Below are 17,219 nucleotides of genomic sequence, written 5' to 3' on the forward strand. Positions count from 1 at the left end.
TCTCTTTTCTTACTATATCATTCATTAACGAAATAGGAGGATACAATTATGAAACGTGATCCATTATTTTCAACTTTATTAGAACGTGCAAAGACAAACTTTAGCGGCTGGGATTTTTCTTTCATTTCAGAAACTGGCCGAATGAAGAGCGAGCCTTTATCATGGTCATATGGCAGTACTGCTTTCCAACTTATGCTGCGTGCAAAATCTATGCTAGATATGGGTACTGGCGGCGGAGAGTTTTTATCTATGTTACAACCATTCCCGCCAACTATTTATGCTACTGAGGGCTATGCTCCGAATGTCCCAATTGCACGAAAGAAATTAGAACCTTTAGGGGTTACAGTCGTAGAAGTGACCGATGATACTGTTTTACCATTTCAAGATGGTCAGTTTGATTTAATTGTGAATCAACATGAATCCTATTCTGCTTCTGCAGTGAAAAGAATTCTTTCCACCAATGGAACATTTCTTACACAACAAGTCGGTGGTCTTGATTGTGCGGAACTTAATGAGCAGTTTGGCACACCGCTGAATAGCGAATTTTCAAGTTGGTCACTCAAAACGGCATGTAATGAACTAAAGGAGAATGGATTTACTATTTTAGAGGCCAAGGAAGAGTTCCCTCTTCAGCGTTTTTATGATGTCGGTGCTGTTGTCTATTACTTACAAGCAATTCCGTGGCAAATTCCTGATTTTACAGTAGAAAGCTATAACGAGGAATTGTATCGCATACATGAAATCATCTTGCAAAAAGGGTATTTTGATGTGAAGCAACATCGTTTTATTATAAAAGCGAATTATGTAGAGTAAAACTTGAATTAGCATTCCTTGCAAAAAAGCCAAATTCTTTATTGGAATTTGGCTTTTTCTTAGTATTTTAACGCATCTTATCCTATTGAGAAATGAGATGTTTTTCATATCGTTTTTTCGTATCATCTTCTGTCAGAATAGACGTTTTGTAATCAACAATATTCCGGGATACAATCTCATTTATTTTTCTTGGTGTTCCGCATCCCATTCACTTAAATAGGATGCATATTCTAATTCATCTGGATTATCATGTAACATAGAAATAAACTCTAATTTATTTCCATCACAATCCAGAAAGTATACACTTGCAGCTGGCATCCATCTTTGGACAATTGGCTCTTGATTTCCTTTCTCCTGGCTTCCTACCACTTCTATTCCACGATTCTCTAACCACAATTTAGAAGTCTTTAGAAATTCTAAATCTACACCAAAAGCAAAGTGTTTCATCTCAAAATCTTCAATATTTTTTACTTCCCATAGTCCAAGCATTTGCTTTTTACTTTCCCCTACCCAAAAGAAAGCCACTTTTCTTTTGGAGAGTTTTCTTGCTAATGCTAACCCCAACTTATTTTGATAGAAATCTATAGCCTTTTCTAAATCTCTTACATGTAAATGAGTTTCGTATATGTTCCGTATCATTCTGCTTATTCCTTTCTTTATTGGTAACTACGGGTTGAGTAGTTACTATTATTATATCGAAATTGAAATATGATAAATCTAACTGAGGTAGCAAATTCAAATAAAAATTCTACTACCTTTGTAGGAAAAATCTCCATTAAATTCAGATGAAATCATATTTAAATAATGAAAAAACGCTATTCTTTTAGTATGAATATAAAGAAGGGATAGCATTTTTTACTCTTGGGGTAGTTAATATTTTCAAGTTGATGGGTATGGAGTAGCATCAACGCCATTCCACATTCCCATTGTTGGCTTTTTGTTTCTATTTAAAAGGAGTATGATATTGTGTACTTATACATATCATCATACCCCTTTCTATTTCCTAACCGTTAACTTACTATAAAAGTGTTAATTATCATCCTCTTTATAGGAGCACCTGCGGATTAAAAGTTACTTCTAATTCATTGAATGTTTTTTGAGGAAAATAAATAAAAATACTAAACTAGTCTAGTATTTTCATTTTTGAAAAAGGATAATATATAAATTCCACCTTGCCAATAACGTTATCTTCTTCAATATAACCTAAACCATTCCGACTATCCTTACTATGTTCACGGTTGTCTCCCATTACAAATAACTTATTTGGCGGAATCTTTGTCTTTTGAAAGTTGTAAAACACTTGTGTATTGTTATATAAATCTTTATTTATATAAGGTTCCTCTTGCTTTTTGTCATTTACGTATACAGTTCCATTCGTTATGTTAATTACGTCACCAGGAAGTCCTATTACGCGTTTCACATAATATTTCGACTCATCTTCTTCCTTAATAATGACGATTTCTCCGTGCTGTAAGCTAGAAAAATGTACAGCGGCTTTATTTACAAATACGTAGTCTTCTTCCTGTAAAGTTGGCTGCATTGATTTTCCTTCCACTTTACATAAAGTGAACGACTGGTACGTTACTACTAGGACAAATATAAATAGTATGTACTTTCCCCAACCTCTCTTAATCTTCTCTTTCATATCCATTCCCACCTTATCAAAACACTTTTTAACTCAAAAATATATCACTGCACCTGTTCATTTGCGCAGTGATATACTACAATTTGAATTTTTTTACTGTGCCTTATTCGGCTATTGTGTTACTGGGACTGGACTTACACCCGATCTCTGCGTTTTCAAATCAAAATATGCATCCAAAATTTCTTTACCAATTGCAGAATTAATACCTGATTTATCATTATTCACCCATGGCACAACAACAGAAAAAGCGACTTCCGGATCAGCATCATATGGCGCATACCCGGCGAGAGTTAAATTATAACATTTTTTTCGATAGTTGTTTTCATCTCTGCCAATATCACTTTCTCCACCGTACACTGTTTCTGCTGTTCCTGTTTTTCCAGCCGGTTTATAAGGTAATCCTTTAAAAGTTCCAGCACCTGTCCCATCAGTCTCCTGGAAAACTCTTCTAAATCCTTCTTTCACATGATTTATATATGACAGATCCATATCCACTCGGTTTAACACGACTGGTTCCATCGAGTGAATAACTTTTCCGACTTCCTCTGGTCTATTTGGTTGCTCTCTAATTTCTTGTACAATTTGTGGTTTCATTCGGTAACCACCATTTGCAATCGTTGACATATATTGCGCAAGTTGCAGCGGCGTATATGTATCATATTGCCCAATCGCATAATCAAGTAAAAAACCAGGTATATTATCGGTTCTACCCATTTGACCAATCGATTCATTTGGAAGGTCAATACCAGTTGGCACTCCTAGACCAAATTGTCTAAAATAATAGCGCATTTTATTAAACGCTTCTTGTTTAATATCTAGCGGATTGTTTGGTACATAATCAATCCCCGCAATCTTTAACGCCGTATTAAACATGTAGACATTGGATGAAACTTGCAATGCTCTTAAATCATCAATATCTCCAAAGTCTTTCCACGATTTCTTCGGCTTCGAACTTCCTTTAAAGAACATTGGTGCATCAAAAAAATGCGTATATGGCTTAATCGCTCCTGTTTGATATCCAGTTAACAACGTAGCTCCTTTTACCGTCGATCCTAACTCATAAGAGCTTATCATCGTTCCTAAAGCGTAGTCTTCTATTTGCATCCCGCCGTCTTTATTTACAATTTTCTTTCCTGCTAATGATAGAATTTGACCATTTTTCGGATTCATCATAACGACGAATGCACGATCCATCATCGGTTCAGAAGAATGAAATGCCCTTAAATTCCTTTCAAGACTTTCCTCCACTTTCTTCTGCAAATCCATATCAACTGTTAACATTAAATTATCTCCACTTTTTCCTTTTGTCACTTTTTCAGTCCGAATAATATTTCCAGCTTTATCAGTAATATTTTTAGACTGTTCTTTCGTTCCATGTAACATATCTTCGTATTGTTTTTCGATGTAACTCTTACCAATACGATCATTTCTGTTATAATCTCGTACTAAATAATAGTCTAATTGCTCCCTTGGTAATCCCTCATTCTCAGTAGAAACACTACCAAGTACAGAACGTAGTATTTTATCATTTGGATATTCTCGCTCCCAATCCACAGTCGTATCTACGCCTGGCAAGATCGATAATCTTTCACTCACTACTGCATATTCATTTTGACTTACATCTTTTTTGACGATTTGTGGCGTCATTTTATATCCCGCATTCATTTTGCTTTTAATTGCTAGTACTTCTATATCCTCTTTCGAAAGCTCGTTTAATTCTTCTTGTGTAATTCTTTCTCGTCTCAACTCTTCTACTTTCTTATCTAAGTCTTTCCCTTCTATTTCCTGCTTCCTAAATTTACTCTCATCTTCTTTCGTTACTTTTGTTGCTGCGCGTTTTTCATTTAACTGCATCCAAAAGTCTTTTTTATCTGTCTCTGTTAACTTGTCCATATCTTCTTGCGGCATTTCAATGAGCTTTGCTAAATTTCTTGCCACTATTAAAACCTCTTTTGAGTCCACTCCTTTCATCTTCGTATATGTAACAGTTCGTAACGGTTTATTATTTACAATAACTTTCCCTTCCCGATCAAACATCTTCCCTCTCGGAACTGGAGTACTCACCGTTACATCTTCCTTTTTATTCACTTCATTTCGATACGTTTCTCCGTCAATGATTTGTACTTTACCTAATTGAATAATAATAGCTGAAAATAAAAGAAACACGATAAAAAATAGTACATTTAACCGAAACGGAATATGAGTCTTTTTCTTTTCCGACTGCTTCTGCTTCTCCTTTTTCTGTCTCATTTTGCTCCCTCGCTTCATTCTATTAACATTTCTCTACATAAAACATACGTTCACTACAGTGCAATCAAATACATCATTATGTATCAAATTTAATTTTATGATATATATAGAATTTTATATTAATTACAAAAGAAATAAAAGATTTAATTTTCAGTTTTTGTATTTTATATCCTATTTATTACCATTCCCCTTAATACGCAATAACATGAATATAATTCATACAAAAAAATTGAGGTGGACATCATCCACCTCAGTTTCTTTACGAAAACAAAAACTTATTTAATCGAAGATAACCCTTTGGCAAATTCACCAATCTTATTTTGAAAAATAAAATCAAAATTGTATTCTTGTCCCGTTAATTCTTCATTTACTAAAATTGTTGTTGCGCCTACTTCCCTCTTTGCGATTTCTGGGAATGACGCGACAGGCTGTACTTTGAGTGACGTCCCCATTACAAGAAGTACATCTGTTTCATATAAACGTTTGATCGCATTTTGATACTGAGGTAACGTATCTCCGTATAAAACAACATCTGGATTTAGTATGAAATTACACTTCTCACAACGCGGCACTTCATGATCAATCATATATTGTAAATCATATCCCGTTTTACACTTTGGACAATGCGCTGTTTGCAGTGTTCCGTGTAAATCAATTACATGTTTACTACCACCTACTTGATGTAAACCATCAATATTTTGCGTTAAAATCGTTATGTCTTTCCCTTGTTCTTCTAGTTCCGCTAAAAAGCGATGCCCACGATTTGGTTTATATTGATGAAACGTATTAATTTGAAAGATTTCTTTATAATGCTTCCAAAACTCTTTCGGACTTCGGTTATAATATCCTCTTGATAAGTACATCTCTACCTTCGCATCAGCATACAATCCATTTGATGAACGAAAATCTGGTATACCGCTTTCCGTACTTGCGCCAGCGCCTGTTAACACTGTAATTTTCTTCGCTTTTTCTAAAATTGAACGTACTTCTTCAAATTGCTGCACAAAAATCACCTCTATGTATATTCCTATACTTATTATACCAGTTGTTTACAGTAGGTGTTGTACAATTCGGTTTACTTACTACGTTGCATTATCTAAACCCAAACCAATTTAATGGTGTAAGAAAGTTATCTTGGGATCAACCATCCTACACTATCACTTCTCATATTGCAAAGGATGGTAGAGAGTTTTATTCATCCGCAAAAAAATAGAAGGTTAACCGTTCTAGAATGCTTAAGATTAATGAGTGTTCCAGATACATACGTTATTCCGCCTCATATACCATTAAGTCAACAATATACACTTGTTGGTAATAGCGTAGCATTCTTAGTAGCTAAAGCACTCTCACAATCAATTTTGGATTGTTTAGAGGTAGATTCAGTGAAAGGTGTGTCTAATGAGCAAATGACGATTTTTCAATTCATTTAGAAAGTAGCCAGAAGGCTGCTTTTCTTCATCGATGGGCTTAGATAGTTATGGACTACTGGGAGCCTCTTAAGTTATACTTGTATAATATAAAAAATTAATAAGGGGTAATATTAACATTATGAAAGAAAAAAACGAACTTGTTCAAAGTATTCCTCAAACAGGATTTTTTGGGCATCCAAAAGGATTATTCTCTTTATTCTTCACTGAGTTTTGGGAAAGGTTTTCTCATTACGGAATGAGAGCTATTTTACTGTATTATATGTACTATTCGGTCGCAAAAGGTGGATTAGGAATTGATCAATCTACCGCAACCTCGATAATGGCAATTTACGGTTCCTTACTGTTCATGTCTAGTATTATCGGTGGATGGATATCGGATCGTTTATTTGGTCCAAGTAAAACCGTATTCTTTGGTGGCGTTTTAATTATGATTGGCCATCTTATTTTAGCTTTACCGGGTAGTAAAAGTGCGTTATTTATCTCTATGGTCTTCTTAGTTCTAGGAACAGGGTTGTTAAAGCCTAACATATCGAACATCGTAGGAAGTTTATACAGTGAAACAGATGCGCGTCGTGACTCAGGGTTCAGTATATTCTACATGGGTATTAACTTAGGTGCCTTACTTGCACCTTTAGTTGTCGGAACATTAGGTCAGCAATATAATTTCCACCTTGGTTTTGGAGTTGCGGCAATTGGTATGGCAATTGGGTTAGGGGTATTTGTTGGAACAAAACAGAAAAACCTTGGTCTAGTCGGTACACAAGTACCTAATCCATTATCAGATTCGGAAAGAAAAAAGACTATCAAGTATTTCAGTGTTGGTCTGGTTGTATTAGCATTGCTAGGTGTGGTTACAATTCCAACTGGGTTGTTAACTATAAATCGTTTTACATTCTTGATTAGTATCTTAGGGATTGTTATTCCAGCCTATTATTTCATTTATATGTATCGTAGTCCTAAAACAACAAAAGTAGAGCAATCTCGTCTTCTTGCGTATATACCACTCTTTATTGCAGCTACAATATTTTGGTCTATACAAGAACAAGGTGCTATTATCTTAGCGACATACGCGGATCAACGAACTCAATTACAGTTCAATGGAATTACATTGCATTCCGCTTGGTTCCAATCATTAAGTCCAATCTTTATCGTAACGCTTGCCCCGATTTTTGCATGGGTTTGGATAAAGTTAGGCAAGAAGCAGCCTTCAACGGCAAAAAAATTCGCTATTGGATTGCTATTTGCAGGTTTCTCATTCTTAGTTATGATTATTCCGGCTTTAATCAACGGTACTCACTCTTTAGTGAATCCTATGTGGTTAGTCCTTAGCTTCTTTTTAATTGTAATTGGAGAAGTTTGTTTATCTCCTTCAGGGTTATCAATAACGACGAAGCTGGCTCCAGCTGCTTTCTCTTCGCAAACCATGAGCTTATGGTTCTTATCAACTGCGTCTGCGCAAGCAATAAATGCCCAAGTTGTTAAACTGTATAATCCTGCAACAGAAGCAATTTACTTTGGTGTTATTGGTGCTATCTCCATTTTAGTTAGCATCCTGCTGTTTGCATTATCATCAAAAATCCAAAATTTCATGAAGGGACTTCAATAACGGTCTCTTATTGAAATGAACAAATACAAGTTTCTATGTGAAGAGTAGCCAAACGGGTTACTCTTTTTTTGTATAACCATAGCAACCTCCACACAAACGCAATATAATGTGATATTTCTAGGAAAACAAAACATAATGCAACTTGGTAAGAGAGCTGACAAATAGGTAAATTGCTCTCCAATTCTTACATAAGTAATATCCATTACGTATTTTTGATTTTGTTTTTCTGCTTGAAACTCTCGGTTCAAATGGTTTTTAAATACCACAGATGTTTTTCTTCCATAAAACGGACGTTTTTTTCTGATGATAGATTGAACGCCCAGCTCTCTCATCAGACGGCAAACACGTTTATGATTCATTATCATTCCTTCCCGCGTAGATTTGGATTGCGCTTTTTTAAATACTCAACCTGCGCCTTCAAATAAGTATTTTCTTCTTCAAGACTATTAAAATTCTTTCAATTCCAAACACCACGTTGATCCTCAAATGACTCCCCTTGTTGAGCTCGTTTTACCCACTCTACAATTTGAGCATCACTCTTCACACCAAGTTGTTCACGAATTTCTCGTAATGATTTTCCTTCTTCTAATCGAAGACGAACTACTTCTCGCTTTAGTTCTTCTGTATATTTTTGAAATGATTGTCCTTTTTTTGCCATAAAAAAATCCCCTCCAGATAAACCAGTATTGAGTCCATCATGCCAGATGGACTCTTTTTTTACTGTCTACCTATAGGGGATAATACCAATGCCTCTCTTTTATATTTGGAATTCTGCTTGTTGTTCTTCCGTAATAGTCTCATATCCGTCAGGGTTAACTGTATTACTAAAGATTAACTTAGCTGATGTAATCTCCTCAGGCTTCCCTTTAATAATAAGACCTACACTTCCCTCTTTTTTTACTTTACCATAAAATTTACTATCATTATCTTCTCTTTCCCAAATGAAATCATTTCCAATTGCATCCAGCTGTTCACCATTGTTCAGAACAACTTTTTGAAGACCATAGAAATCTACATTTTGATCACTAGTGTTTTCTACACTGTACTGAATTTGTATGTAATTTAGATCCTCAGGCAACTTGTTCCCGCCTGTATATTGAAGTAAAAATTCTGTCATAGACTTATTAACTTTATTAAGCTTAATAATCTTCATATCTTTTACAGTATATTTAATAGGTGCAATATCTACAGTTTGGTTAACTTCTTTAATTTTCATTAATTCGGCTTCATTACCATCTGATTTGGCTTTCTGTCCTACTTTAGATAAGTTTACAGTACCTTTCTCCTCTTTTTCGGACTTGTTAGAAACATCTTTTTGCTCAGCAGAAGTTGCTTTTTCCTTATCCTCTGTGGATGCTTTTTCATTTCCACAACCTGTAAGAATGCTTCCAGTCAGCATGATGCTGCCTAATAAAATTGAAATTTGTTTTTTCATAATGTACCCTCCATGGTGTTTCTCATACTTAATTTTCCCTTGAAAACTTTACCATGGAATATTATATTATGTAAATAGTTACATCAAATTAAAAAGAAATCCAATTTTCGGATTTCTTTTCCTTTATTACCAGTTATTCTATTATTTTTGCAAACATTTTTTAAACTTGCTATTTAGCTACTTTATCATCTTGAAGTTGCTTTTTTATTTCATTTTATATTTCTAATAAATCCTTATCGAATAACAAAATATTAAAATTAGATTTAACCTTCTATACGCGTGACACATAATATTACTCCGAAGAATAGAATTTTACCCATTGCCCTCACCTTAACTATCTCTCCAAAACTTTGTGAAATCATCTATGGAATATGATTGTATCCCAATTTATTCTTCTATTTAATGCGTCGCACCGCCGCACGCTACAATATCTACTTCCACTTCCGTCGTTACCTCGATTGCTAATTCTATCCCTTTACTAATAGTAGAAAGTGACATACTCGGTTGACCTGGATAGTTAGTAGCTTGTTCTGGTAAGAACGGAATATGAACAAATCCACCTTTTATTTTCTTATCATGTTTCTCTAGTTCGTGCATAAGACCATAAAATAAATGATTACAAACGAATGTACCTGCCGTTTGTGAAACAGATGACGGTATACCTTCTTCGCGAAGTTTTTTCACGATTGCTTTCATCGGAAGTGTGGACCAATATGCAGCAGGTCCTTCTTCTACAACCGGTACATCTACTGGCTTGTTCCCTTCATTATCAGCAATTCTTGCATCATCAACATTAATTGCTATTCGCTCTATCGTAACATCTGGTCTGCCCCCAGCTTGTCCAATACATATAATAATGTCAGGCGACAACTCTTCTATATACGCTTTTAATACTTGTATCGATTTATGAAATACCGTTGGAACTTGTTTACTTATAATCTTGTATTCTCCAATTGTTTTTTCATGTAAACTTTTTGCGACTTCCCAAGCTGGGTTGATGCTTTCTCCTCCAAACGGATCAAATCCTGTTAATAATACTGTTTTCATAGTTTCACTCTCCTAATTAGAAACGATATACAAGGCCGTACATGATAAACATATTGATAATGAAAATGGAAAGAGCAATTGGTACTTGCGCCTTAATAACAGCATTCTTATCTTTCAATTCTAAAAGCATCGCTGGAACAATATTAAAGTTTGCCGCCATTGGCGTAATAAGCGTTCCGCAATATCCAGCAAACATACCGAGTGCTGCCATAATTGCTGGGTTCCCGCCGTGCATTTGAACAATTAAAGGCAAGCCAATTCCGCCAGTAATAACCGCAAACGCAGCGAAAGCATTTCCCATTACAACTGTGAATAGCATCATTCCTAAACAGTACGCCATAACAGCAACGAATGGATACTCTGTTGGTAACACTTGTCCGACTAAATCAGAAACGACCTGGCCAACGCCAGATTTTGCGAAAATACCGCCAAGCGCTGCTAACATTTGTGGTAAAATAACAGCCCAGCCGACAGCCTGTAGTAATCTGCTTCCTTCTTGAACAGGCGTTGTTATTCTCGCTTTTGTAATACGCATCGCTGCAACGAATGCGAGTAATGCACCTAACGCTAATGCAACTAACGTTACTTTATCAGGATCAACAAGAGAGACATTTCCCCATTTGATTTTCCCTAATGTCAGTGTACCGATAATTGTAAAAATAGGTATTAACAGTGCAGGCATAAAAATTTTATTCTTTAATTTCTCAGCATGTTTCACACGTTCTTGCACTGGTACTTCTTTCTCCTCGGATTTTGTTACTTTATTTAATGAAGCTAACACGACCATAGCGAGTACGATACAGCCAACGTAAAACGAAGGTATTACATTTCCAAATAAAAATGTAACTGCAAACAATGCCCAAAATAAGCTAGAACCGAATCGGTTTGGATGTTCACGATCAAATGCAATACGAACAGCGATAAATGCAACGATTATTCCTAATACATAATAAATTGTATCCATTGTTATGATGTTCATCTTATATAGCCTCCTTCTCTTGTTTTTCTTCTGCCTTCATTGTTTTCTCTATATACTTATCAAACCTTCTAAACCTAATCCAGCTCACAATTAGTGCGGATATCGCAGTTGGAATACCCCAAAGCGCCATATCCCATACACCGACATGCATACCTACTGAATCGAAGAATCCCTTCATTAATAAAATGGCACCAGTTGCGATAAAAATATCTTCTCCGAAAAACCAAGCTGTATTTTCCGCAGCTGCTGCGTTTGCTTTAATCTTTTCTCTCAATTTTTCAGGTAGTTTACCATATTTACCTTGTGCAGCTCCTTCTGCCATTGGCGCAACTAGCGGTCTCACTGTTTGCGCATGACCACCGATATTAAGTCCAAGTGCTGCTGATGATTCTCTTATCGTAAAATATGACATTAATACTCTTCCAGTTGTTGCTCCTTTTGATTTCGTTATAAGTGCTTCTGCTCTTTCTTTTAAACCGTAACGCTCTAAAATTCCGATTACCGGTAAAGTTAATATGATTGGCATAGACATATATCTGTTTTCTATGAAAAATTTACCGAACATGCTGATCACATCATAAAAGCTTAAACCAGAAACCATACCAGTAACAATACCCGCAACCATTACTACTAACAGTGTATTTAGTCTAAATAAAAACCCAACTGCAACAAGTAGTATCCCAATTAATTTAATCATTTCCAGCACTTCCCCTCATTTATTATTTCGGTGCACTTATAGAAACACCATTAAGTTCGAATGTTCTGTATATTTTTTCCGCAAATTGTACTGCTTTCTCTCCGTCCCCGTGTAAACATATCGTTTGCGCCTGAACTGCTACTTTCTCCCCATTAACCGATTCTACATACCCTTCCTTCACCATTTGAAGTACTTGTTTTATTGCTTCATCTTCATTTTTTATAAGAGCATTTTCTTCTGTACGGCTCGTTAAAGTTCCATCCTGCTTATACGTACGATCAGCAAAAGCTTCTTGTACGAGAGTTATATTATATTTTTCTGTTGCCCTTATAAACGCCTCACTATTCGCTAATCCGTAAAGTAATAATCCAGGGTTAATATGATAAATTGCTTTTGCGATTGCATCCGCAATTTCCGAATCAGTTGCCGCCATATTATATAACGCACCGTGCGGTTTTACATGTTGCATTTTCCCTCCGGCAGCTCTAACAAATCCTTCTAATGCGCCAATTTGATATAAAACATAATCGTACACTTCACTTGCTGAAACATGCATATTCCTTCTTCCAAATCCAATTAAATCAGGAAATCCAGGATGCGCTCCTATTGCTACGTTATGCTGCAGAGCTTTTTCAACCGTTTGCCTCATAACGGCCGGATCACCCGCATGAAAACCACAAGCAACATTTATAGAGGAAACGAACGGAAGAATTTCATCATCATTCCCCATTTTATAAGCTCCAAAACTTTCTCCTAAATCACAGTTTAAATCAATTGTAGTCACGATTTTTTCCTCCTAATCTCAGCTTCGTAAAGCGATGAATTTCTTTAATAGACTCATACTTATTTCCTGTTCTATATATAAGTGTGCAGCTTCTTCCATAGTTATTTTTTCAAAAGTTACATAGTCTCCTGGTTTCAGCTGCGCTAGAAGAGGTAAATCTACTGAAACTACATTTCCAATTCTCGGATAACCACCTGTCGTTTGTCTATCCGCCATTAATATAATAGGCTGTCCACCATTCGGTACTTGAATTGTTCCGAATGTAACTGGGCTCGATAAAATTTCTATCTCTTCAACTCTATTTAAAACATCTCCGTCAAGCCTATATCCCATGCGATCAGCATAATTGGATACTTTATACTCTTTCGAAAAAAACGACTTTATACTTTCTTCTGTAAATTGATCATATTCAAAGTCTGTTATGACGCGAAGAATAGGCTGCTTCTTATATTTTGGTAAAGTATTGTTACAAATTGCCCACTTCGTTTTTATACGCTCTTCTTCTTGTAAATTTCGAATGAAACGACTCCCAACTTCTGCCCCTGTACCAATTTGAAAATAATCTCCTTTTTTCAGCATTCTCCCTTCAATACCGCCAAGAGCAGCACGTATGTAAGTACTTTTACTTCCCATCGTACGATCAATATTTATACCACCCGCAAAAGTCACATACGCCCTGCAACCGCTTTTCGCTTTTCCGAGACAAAGCATGCTTCCTTCTTCAGCTAATACGGGACGCCATAATGGAATGCGTTCTCCATTTAACAACGGTTCCATATCTGCTCCACCAATCGCGAGCAAAGTCGTTTTCTTGATTAACAATTTAGGTCCCATTATTGTAATTTCGAGTCCAGCCTCATTCTCCTCATTACCTACTAACATATTAATCATCCTGAGCGCATTTTTATCCATAGCCCCGCCAACAGGTACACCGTATTGTTGATAATGAGATCGTCCTAAATCTTGGACTGTTGTAAACATTCCTGCATGCAAAACCTCTACATCCATTCTTTAGCCCCCTCAAGCGATACGTACTCTTCCTTTGTTATTGGTATAAATCGTAAATACATACCACTTTGAATATATGTTGGTGTTTCTTCTTTTGGATTAAATAGAGAAATAGGTGTTCGGCCGATAATATTCCAGCCTCCTGGTGTTTCAAGCGGATAAATACCTGTTTGATTTCCGCCAATACCTACTGAACCAGGAGCAATTTGTAACCGCGGCGTTTCTTTTCTAGGTGTTTCTAGTTCTTTCGGTAATCCGCCTAAATATGGGAACCCAGGTGTAAAACCTAACATATACACGAAATATGTTGTTTCACTATGTATTCGAATAACATCCTCTACTTGTAATCCTTGATAATATGCAACCTCTTCTAAATCAGGTCCATATTCTCCCCCGTAACACACCGGTATAGAAATATGTTTCACATCTCGGTTCACTTCTTCTTTATAAGAATCACACAGCTCCTGTATATACTGGCAAACGTGATCATATGGCCTTTCACTTCTCTCGTTTTGCTTCCATACTTCGTACAAATTGTAGTACACCGCTAATGAAGTAAACGACGGAACGCATTCAACCATTCCTGCAAACGGATGCCGCCTCAGCGCTTGAAATAATCGTTGTACTTTTTCGTATATATCCATCCCAATTTCTTCACCAAATGTAACAATAATTGCTTGATCCCCTAACGCAGAAAATTTCATCCCACTCCCTCTTTCTATGCCCAAAAGCCGAGTTCTTTCGAAATGCGGTATGCTGTTTCTTTCACTTTCGCAGTAAAATATGAAATGTTACTTTCGCTATACTCAATTGCTAATCCCGAAATACTAATGCCAGCTACAACCGTTCCATCACTTGCAAAAATTGGTGCTGCTATAGCCGCTGTATGATTTTCTAATTCAGAGTAGCTAATTGTGTACCCTTCTTTTTTCGCCATATGTAATACTTCTAACAAATGCTCCTTATTCACGATCGTTCCATCCGCAAACTGCTTTAAATCTGTTTCCTCTACGTACTTTCTTTTCTCTTCCTCTGAAAAATACGATAGTAAAATTCTAGGACATGCACCAGCATATAGCGGAGCCCTTCTTCCAACCGCCGTATAAACACGTACCGGCTGAACTCCTTCCATCTTCTCAACATAAATTGCATCATTACCATCTTGAATAATTAAATTTACTGCTTGCCCTAAACTATCTCTAAGCTCTTTCATATAAGGTATCGCAATATTTCTTACGGATAACCTTTGTGAAACAAGTTGACCAAATCGTAAAAAAACGACTCCGAGACGATACTTTCCCTTTTCTGTTTTTTGTAAAAAGTCCATTTCTTCTAACGAGCCAATTAAACGATAAACAGATGTTTTCGGCATATTCGTAAGCTGAACCATCTCTGTTAAACTTAGCTCCTCATGCTCATAAAACAACTCTAAAATATCCATTGTCTTAACTGCCGTTTTATTTATACTCATCCTATCTCCTTTTCGTTCCGAATTTCGGAACTTAAATTCCGTTTTTCGAAACAAACCTATAATTTAAAATTATAAAATATTCTTTCAATTCTATCAATATATTTTTCACAAACAAAAAAGTATGGAAGAATATTTCTCCCATACTTTTGCTTTACTTTATAACGCTCTCACTTGTTTCAATGGCCAGAAAACAGCTTGTCCTTTTCCGACAATTTCATCTTCTGAAATAAACCCAAACATACGACCGTCTTTAGATACTTCACGATTATCTCCTAAAACAAACACTTGGCCTTCTGGCACTTTCGTTTTCCCTGTGATTTGTTCTAACGTAAAATCAGGAGTTAATACACGACCTGCTGCCTTTTCTTTAAATTCTTTTAAATACGGTTCTTCCATCGCTTTTCCGTTTACATATAAAACATCATCTTTATACTCAACTGTATCACCTGGTAAACCAATTACTCGTTTTACTAAATCGTACCCTTCTTTTCCGTGGAAGACGATAACGTCAAAACGGTCTAACCCGCTTATACTATAACCAATCTTATTAACGAGAACTCGCTCATTATTTTCTAAAGTTGGCATCATCGACTCACCTTGTACTAATGACGGCGTAAATAGCACCCCACGAACGATAAAGGCAATCGCAAGGGTAATACCTATCGTTTTAATCCATGAGATCAATTCTTTCTTCGTATTTGTCTTCATCGTCTCTCCTCTTTCTTAAATACTTACTTTATTATTTCAACTAACTCTTGTACTAACTTTAGGTCAATTTCAGAAAAACATGACTTACCTTCTCTAACCGCTGTACCTACATGCGCCTGCGTAATTCCAGTTTCATCTAGCAATTTTTTTACATTCTCTTTCGTTACTCCGCTTCCGACAACAAGCTGTATATTCCCTTCACTTTCCTTTTGCATCCCTGTAAGCACCGGAATATTATCTACTACATTTCCTTGTCCGCCTGAAGTTAACACGTGAGTAACTTTATTGAATTTCTTCAAAGCTTTCATCGCTTCTACTGGATTTTCAGTATCATCTATCGCACGGTGATACGTGACATTTATTCCATCTACAACAGATAATAAATCTGCTAATTTCTCTTCATCAACTTCATTTTGTTCGCTTAATACACCTAATACAACACCAGCAGCCCCAAGATTTTGAGCAACTACAATATCTTCTTTCATCATTTCAATTTCTTCTTCCGTATATGTGAAAGACTTTGCATGCGGACGAATCATAACATGAACTGGTATTTCCACTGTTTCTACTGCTTTTTTTATAAAAGCATAACTCGGTGTTAAACCACCTTCTGTATACGATGAAATGAGTTCAATTCGATTTCCACCAGCCTTTTCAATTCGCTTCACATCTTCTAAACAAGTTGCAATAACCTCTAGCATGAGATAACCTCTTTTCGTACTTTTTTCTTATTATACAGTAGGTGAAATAAGAAAAATAGCATTCCACTATAAAACTACAAAAAGAAGAATGAAAAGAAAGATTTATCAATTTTATAATAAATGGAATATATGTTATGTTTTTCTAGTTATTATACATTCTTATATTCTTATAAAGGGAGAAAAATATATGATTCTTACAAAAAAGCGGTTCGTTATCTCTAGTTCATTTATTCTCATCGCATCACTTTGCACGATTACTTTATTAACAAAGCAAAATACAAAACTAGATTCCTCATCTTCAAGTATAGAAAAAGAAACTATTACAGAATTTATGATGCGGGAAAGCCCACGCAAGACTTTAGTCCGTCTTTAGACGTGGGATGAAAGCATCGTTTTTGCATAGCAAAACATGGTATACTTTATTTATAGTCATGCAAAAGACTCTAAAACGACTGTTCTCTGAAAACAGAATACATATGAGGTTGGGGTAGCAAATTCTTCTACTCCGTAAAATGTATTAAGTCGTCATGCAAAAGACGTAAAAACATTTGAGAACCAACAATCTGTACGGTATGGTCACAGTACCGTAGCCCACGAACCTATATGGTCTGTTGTGGGAGTGGTGATGGCACACCGCAATCTTGC

18 protein-coding genes and 2 pseudogenes are annotated in these 17,219 nt (G+C 36.0%); 4 read left to right on the forward strand and 16 right to left on the reverse strand.

Annotated elements, in window-relative coordinates; translation table 11 throughout:
* The first annotated feature begins 48 nt into the window (after window positions 1-48).
* Window positions 49-813, forward strand: coding sequence for a class I SAM-dependent methyltransferase (locus NSQ47_RS09435; protein ID WP_341036686.1), 765 nt, complete (start codon window positions 49-51; stop codon window positions 811-813).
* Between the two features lie 180 nt (window positions 814-993).
* On the opposite strand, the gene NSQ47_RS09440 is transcribed toward NSQ47_RS09435, so the two are convergent.
* The 5 genes and pseudogenes from NSQ47_RS09440 to NSQ47_RS09460 all read right to left on the reverse strand — a co-directional run bounded on the left by NSQ47_RS09440 (window position 994) and on the right by NSQ47_RS09460 (window position 5,712).
* Window positions 994-1,452 (reverse strand): VOC family protein, encoded by a 459-nt coding sequence (locus NSQ47_RS09440; protein ID WP_340824576.1) that lies wholly within the window; start codon window positions 1,450-1,452, stop codon window positions 994-996.
* A gap of 252 nt (window positions 1,453-1,704) precedes the next feature.
* Window positions 1,705-1,793, reverse strand: a pseudogene (locus NSQ47_RS09445) (NUDIX hydrolase); the annotation flags it as partial.
* A gap of 143 nt (window positions 1,794-1,936) precedes the next feature.
* A complete protein-coding gene (gene lepB / locus NSQ47_RS09450) occupies window positions 1,937-2,458 on the reverse strand; it encodes a signal peptidase I (RefSeq protein ID WP_002110612.1) in 522 nt (173 codons plus the stop codon).
* 111 nt (window positions 2,459-2,569) lie between these two features.
* On the reverse strand, window positions 2,570-4,726 hold the full coding sequence (locus NSQ47_RS09455) for a peptidoglycan D,D-transpeptidase FtsI family protein (protein WP_340824579.1): 2,157 nt from the start codon (window positions 4,724-4,726) through the stop codon (window positions 2,570-2,572).
* A 257-nt stretch (window positions 4,727-4,983) separates the two neighbouring features.
* A complete protein-coding gene (locus NSQ47_RS09460) occupies window positions 4,984-5,712 on the reverse strand; it encodes an NAD-dependent protein deacylase (protein WP_002161269.1) in 729 nt (242 codons plus the stop codon).
* A gap of 240 nt (window positions 5,713-5,952) precedes the next feature.
* Between NSQ47_RS09460 and NSQ47_RS09465 the strand changes: the two genes are divergently transcribed.
* Both NSQ47_RS09465 and NSQ47_RS09470 read left to right on the forward strand, forming a co-directional pair.
* Window positions 5,953-6,138 carry a hypothetical protein gene (locus NSQ47_RS09465; RefSeq protein WP_341036689.1) on the forward strand — a complete coding sequence of 62 codons (186 nt, stop codon included), beginning with the start codon at window positions 5,953-5,955 and terminating at the stop codon, window positions 6,136-6,138.
* 118 nt (window positions 6,139-6,256) lie between these two features.
* Window positions 6,257-7,744, forward strand: a complete 1,488-nt coding sequence (locus tag NSQ47_RS09470; RefSeq protein WP_002161268.1) for a peptide MFS transporter — start codon at window positions 6,257-6,259, stop codon at window positions 7,742-7,744.
* 146 nt (window positions 7,745-7,890) lie between these two features.
* Here NSQ47_RS09470 and NSQ47_RS09475 read toward each other — a convergent pair.
* The 11 genes and pseudogenes from NSQ47_RS09475 to NSQ47_RS09525 all read right to left on the reverse strand — a co-directional run.
* A pseudogene (locus tag NSQ47_RS09475) lies at window positions 7,891-8,402 on the reverse strand (transposase); the annotation flags it as partial.
* A gap of 99 nt (window positions 8,403-8,501) precedes the next feature.
* Entirely contained in the window at window positions 8,502-9,179 is a 678-nt protein-coding gene (locus tag NSQ47_RS09480) for a hypothetical protein (RefSeq protein WP_002161265.1), read from the reverse strand.
* Between the two features lie 399 nt (window positions 9,180-9,578).
* Complete coding sequence (gene pcp, locus NSQ47_RS09485; protein ID WP_070146698.1) at window positions 9,579-10,226, reverse strand: pyroglutamyl-peptidase I; 648 nt, start codon at window positions 10,224-10,226, stop codon at window positions 9,579-9,581.
* 16 nt (window positions 10,227-10,242) lie between these two features.
* The gene (locus tag NSQ47_RS09490; RefSeq protein ID WP_340824586.1) at window positions 10,243-11,205 is read right to left on the reverse strand and encodes a DUF979 domain-containing protein; all 963 of its coding nucleotides are present in this window, start codon (window positions 11,203-11,205) and stop codon (window positions 10,243-10,245) included.
* A 1-nt stretch (window position 11,206) separates the two neighbouring features.
* Window positions 11,207-11,902: a DUF969 domain-containing protein gene (locus tag NSQ47_RS09495; RefSeq protein ID WP_000593391.1), complete on the reverse strand. Its 696-nt coding sequence runs from the start codon at window positions 11,900-11,902 to the stop codon at window positions 11,207-11,209.
* A 22-nt stretch (window positions 11,903-11,924) separates the two neighbouring features.
* Window positions 11,925-12,686: a 5-oxoprolinase subunit PxpA gene (gene pxpA / locus NSQ47_RS09500; protein WP_002161263.1), complete on the reverse strand. Its 762-nt coding sequence runs from the start codon at window positions 12,684-12,686 to the stop codon at window positions 11,925-11,927.
* Window positions 12,687-12,704: 18 nt separating this feature from the next.
* Window positions 12,705-13,694: a 5-oxoprolinase subunit C family protein gene (locus NSQ47_RS09505; RefSeq protein ID WP_002161262.1), complete on the reverse strand. Its 990-nt coding sequence runs from the start codon at window positions 13,692-13,694 to the stop codon at window positions 12,705-12,707.
* The gene (pxpB, locus tag NSQ47_RS09510; protein ID WP_002127997.1) at window positions 13,685-14,398 is read right to left on the reverse strand and encodes a 5-oxoprolinase subunit PxpB; all 714 of its coding nucleotides are present in this window, start codon (window positions 14,396-14,398) and stop codon (window positions 13,685-13,687) included. The genes NSQ47_RS09505 and pxpB overlap by 10 nt, the downstream gene beginning before the upstream one ends.
* A gap of 14 nt (window positions 14,399-14,412) precedes the next feature.
* Complete coding sequence (locus tag NSQ47_RS09515; RefSeq protein WP_002161261.1) at window positions 14,413-15,165, reverse strand: IclR family transcriptional regulator; 753 nt, start codon at window positions 15,163-15,165, stop codon at window positions 14,413-14,415.
* 156 nt (window positions 15,166-15,321) lie between these two features.
* Complete coding sequence (gene lepB, locus NSQ47_RS09520; protein ID WP_002110627.1) at window positions 15,322-15,873, reverse strand: signal peptidase I; 552 nt, start codon at window positions 15,871-15,873, stop codon at window positions 15,322-15,324.
* A 23-nt stretch (window positions 15,874-15,896) separates the two neighbouring features.
* On the reverse strand, window positions 15,897-16,574 hold the full coding sequence (locus NSQ47_RS09525; protein ID WP_340824597.1) for a copper homeostasis protein CutC: 678 nt from the start codon (window positions 16,572-16,574) through the stop codon (window positions 15,897-15,899).
* Window positions 16,575-16,761: 187 nt separating this feature from the next.
* Here NSQ47_RS09525 and NSQ47_RS28210 point away from each other — a divergent pair, with 187 nt between their 5' ends.
* Window positions 16,762-16,947: a hypothetical protein gene (locus NSQ47_RS28210; RefSeq protein ID WP_445662093.1), complete on the forward strand. Its 186-nt coding sequence runs from the start codon at window positions 16,762-16,764 to the stop codon at window positions 16,945-16,947.
* The last annotated feature ends 272 nt before the right edge of the window (window positions 16,948-17,219 follow it).

Source organism: Bacillus sp. FSL R10-2780 (assembly GCF_038006125.1).
GTDB classification, from domain to species: Bacteria; Bacillota; Bacilli; order Bacillales; family Bacillaceae_G; genus Bacillus_A; species Bacillus_A cereus_U.

What these genes read in the sequence shown, in the direction of transcription:
- NSQ47_RS09435 (WP_341036686.1), top strand. Translation starts at nt 49, where the DNA reads ATGAAACGTGATCCATTATTTTCAACTTTATTAGAACGTGCAAAGACA.
- NSQ47_RS09440 (WP_340824576.1), bottom strand. Translation starts at nt 1,452, where the DNA reads ATGATACGGAACATATACGAAACTCATTTACATGTAAGAGATTTAGAA.
- lepB (WP_002110612.1), bottom strand. Translation starts at nt 2,458, where the DNA reads ATGAAAGAGAAGATTAAGAGAGGTTGGGGAAAGTACATACTATTTATA.
- NSQ47_RS09455 (WP_340824579.1), bottom strand. Translation starts at nt 4,726, where the DNA reads ATGAAGCGAGGGAGCAAAATGAGACAGAAAAAGGAGAAGCAGAAGCAG.
- NSQ47_RS09465 (WP_341036689.1), top strand. Translation starts at nt 5,953, where the DNA reads ATGAGTGTTCCAGATACATACGTTATTCCGCCTCATATACCATTAAGT.
- NSQ47_RS09470 (WP_002161268.1), top strand. Translation starts at nt 6,257, where the DNA reads ATGAAAGAAAAAAACGAACTTGTTCAAAGTATTCCTCAAACAGGATTT.
- NSQ47_RS09480 (WP_002161265.1), bottom strand. Translation starts at nt 9,179, where the DNA reads ATGAAAAAACAAATTTCAATTTTATTAGGCAGCATCATGCTGACTGGA.
- pcp (WP_070146698.1), bottom strand. Translation starts at nt 10,226, where the DNA reads ATGAAAACAGTATTATTAACAGGATTTGATCCGTTTGGAGGAGAAAGC.
- NSQ47_RS09490 (WP_340824586.1), bottom strand. Translation starts at nt 11,205, where the DNA reads ATGAACATCATAACAATGGATACAATTTATTATGTATTAGGAATAATC.
- NSQ47_RS09495 (WP_000593391.1), bottom strand. Translation starts at nt 11,902, where the DNA reads ATGATTAAATTAATTGGGATACTACTTGTTGCAGTTGGGTTTTTATTT.
- NSQ47_RS09505 (WP_002161262.1), bottom strand. Translation starts at nt 13,694, where the DNA reads ATGGATGTAGAGGTTTTGCATGCAGGAATGTTTACAACAGTCCAAGAT.
- pxpB (WP_002127997.1), bottom strand. Translation starts at nt 14,398, where the DNA reads ATGAAATTTTCTGCGTTAGGGGATCAAGCAATTATTGTTACATTTGGT.
- NSQ47_RS09515 (WP_002161261.1), bottom strand. Translation starts at nt 15,165, where the DNA reads ATGAGTATAAATAAAACGGCAGTTAAGACAATGGATATTTTAGAGTTG.
- lepB (WP_002110627.1), bottom strand. Translation starts at nt 15,873, where the DNA reads ATGAAGACAAATACGAAGAAAGAATTGATCTCATGGATTAAAACGATA.
- NSQ47_RS09525 (WP_340824597.1), bottom strand. Translation starts at nt 16,574, where the DNA reads ATGCTAGAGGTTATTGCAACTTGTTTAGAAGATGTGAAGCGAATTGAA.
- NSQ47_RS28210 (WP_445662093.1), top strand. Translation starts at nt 16,762, where the DNA reads ATGATTCTTACAAAAAAGCGGTTCGTTATCTCTAGTTCATTTATTCTC.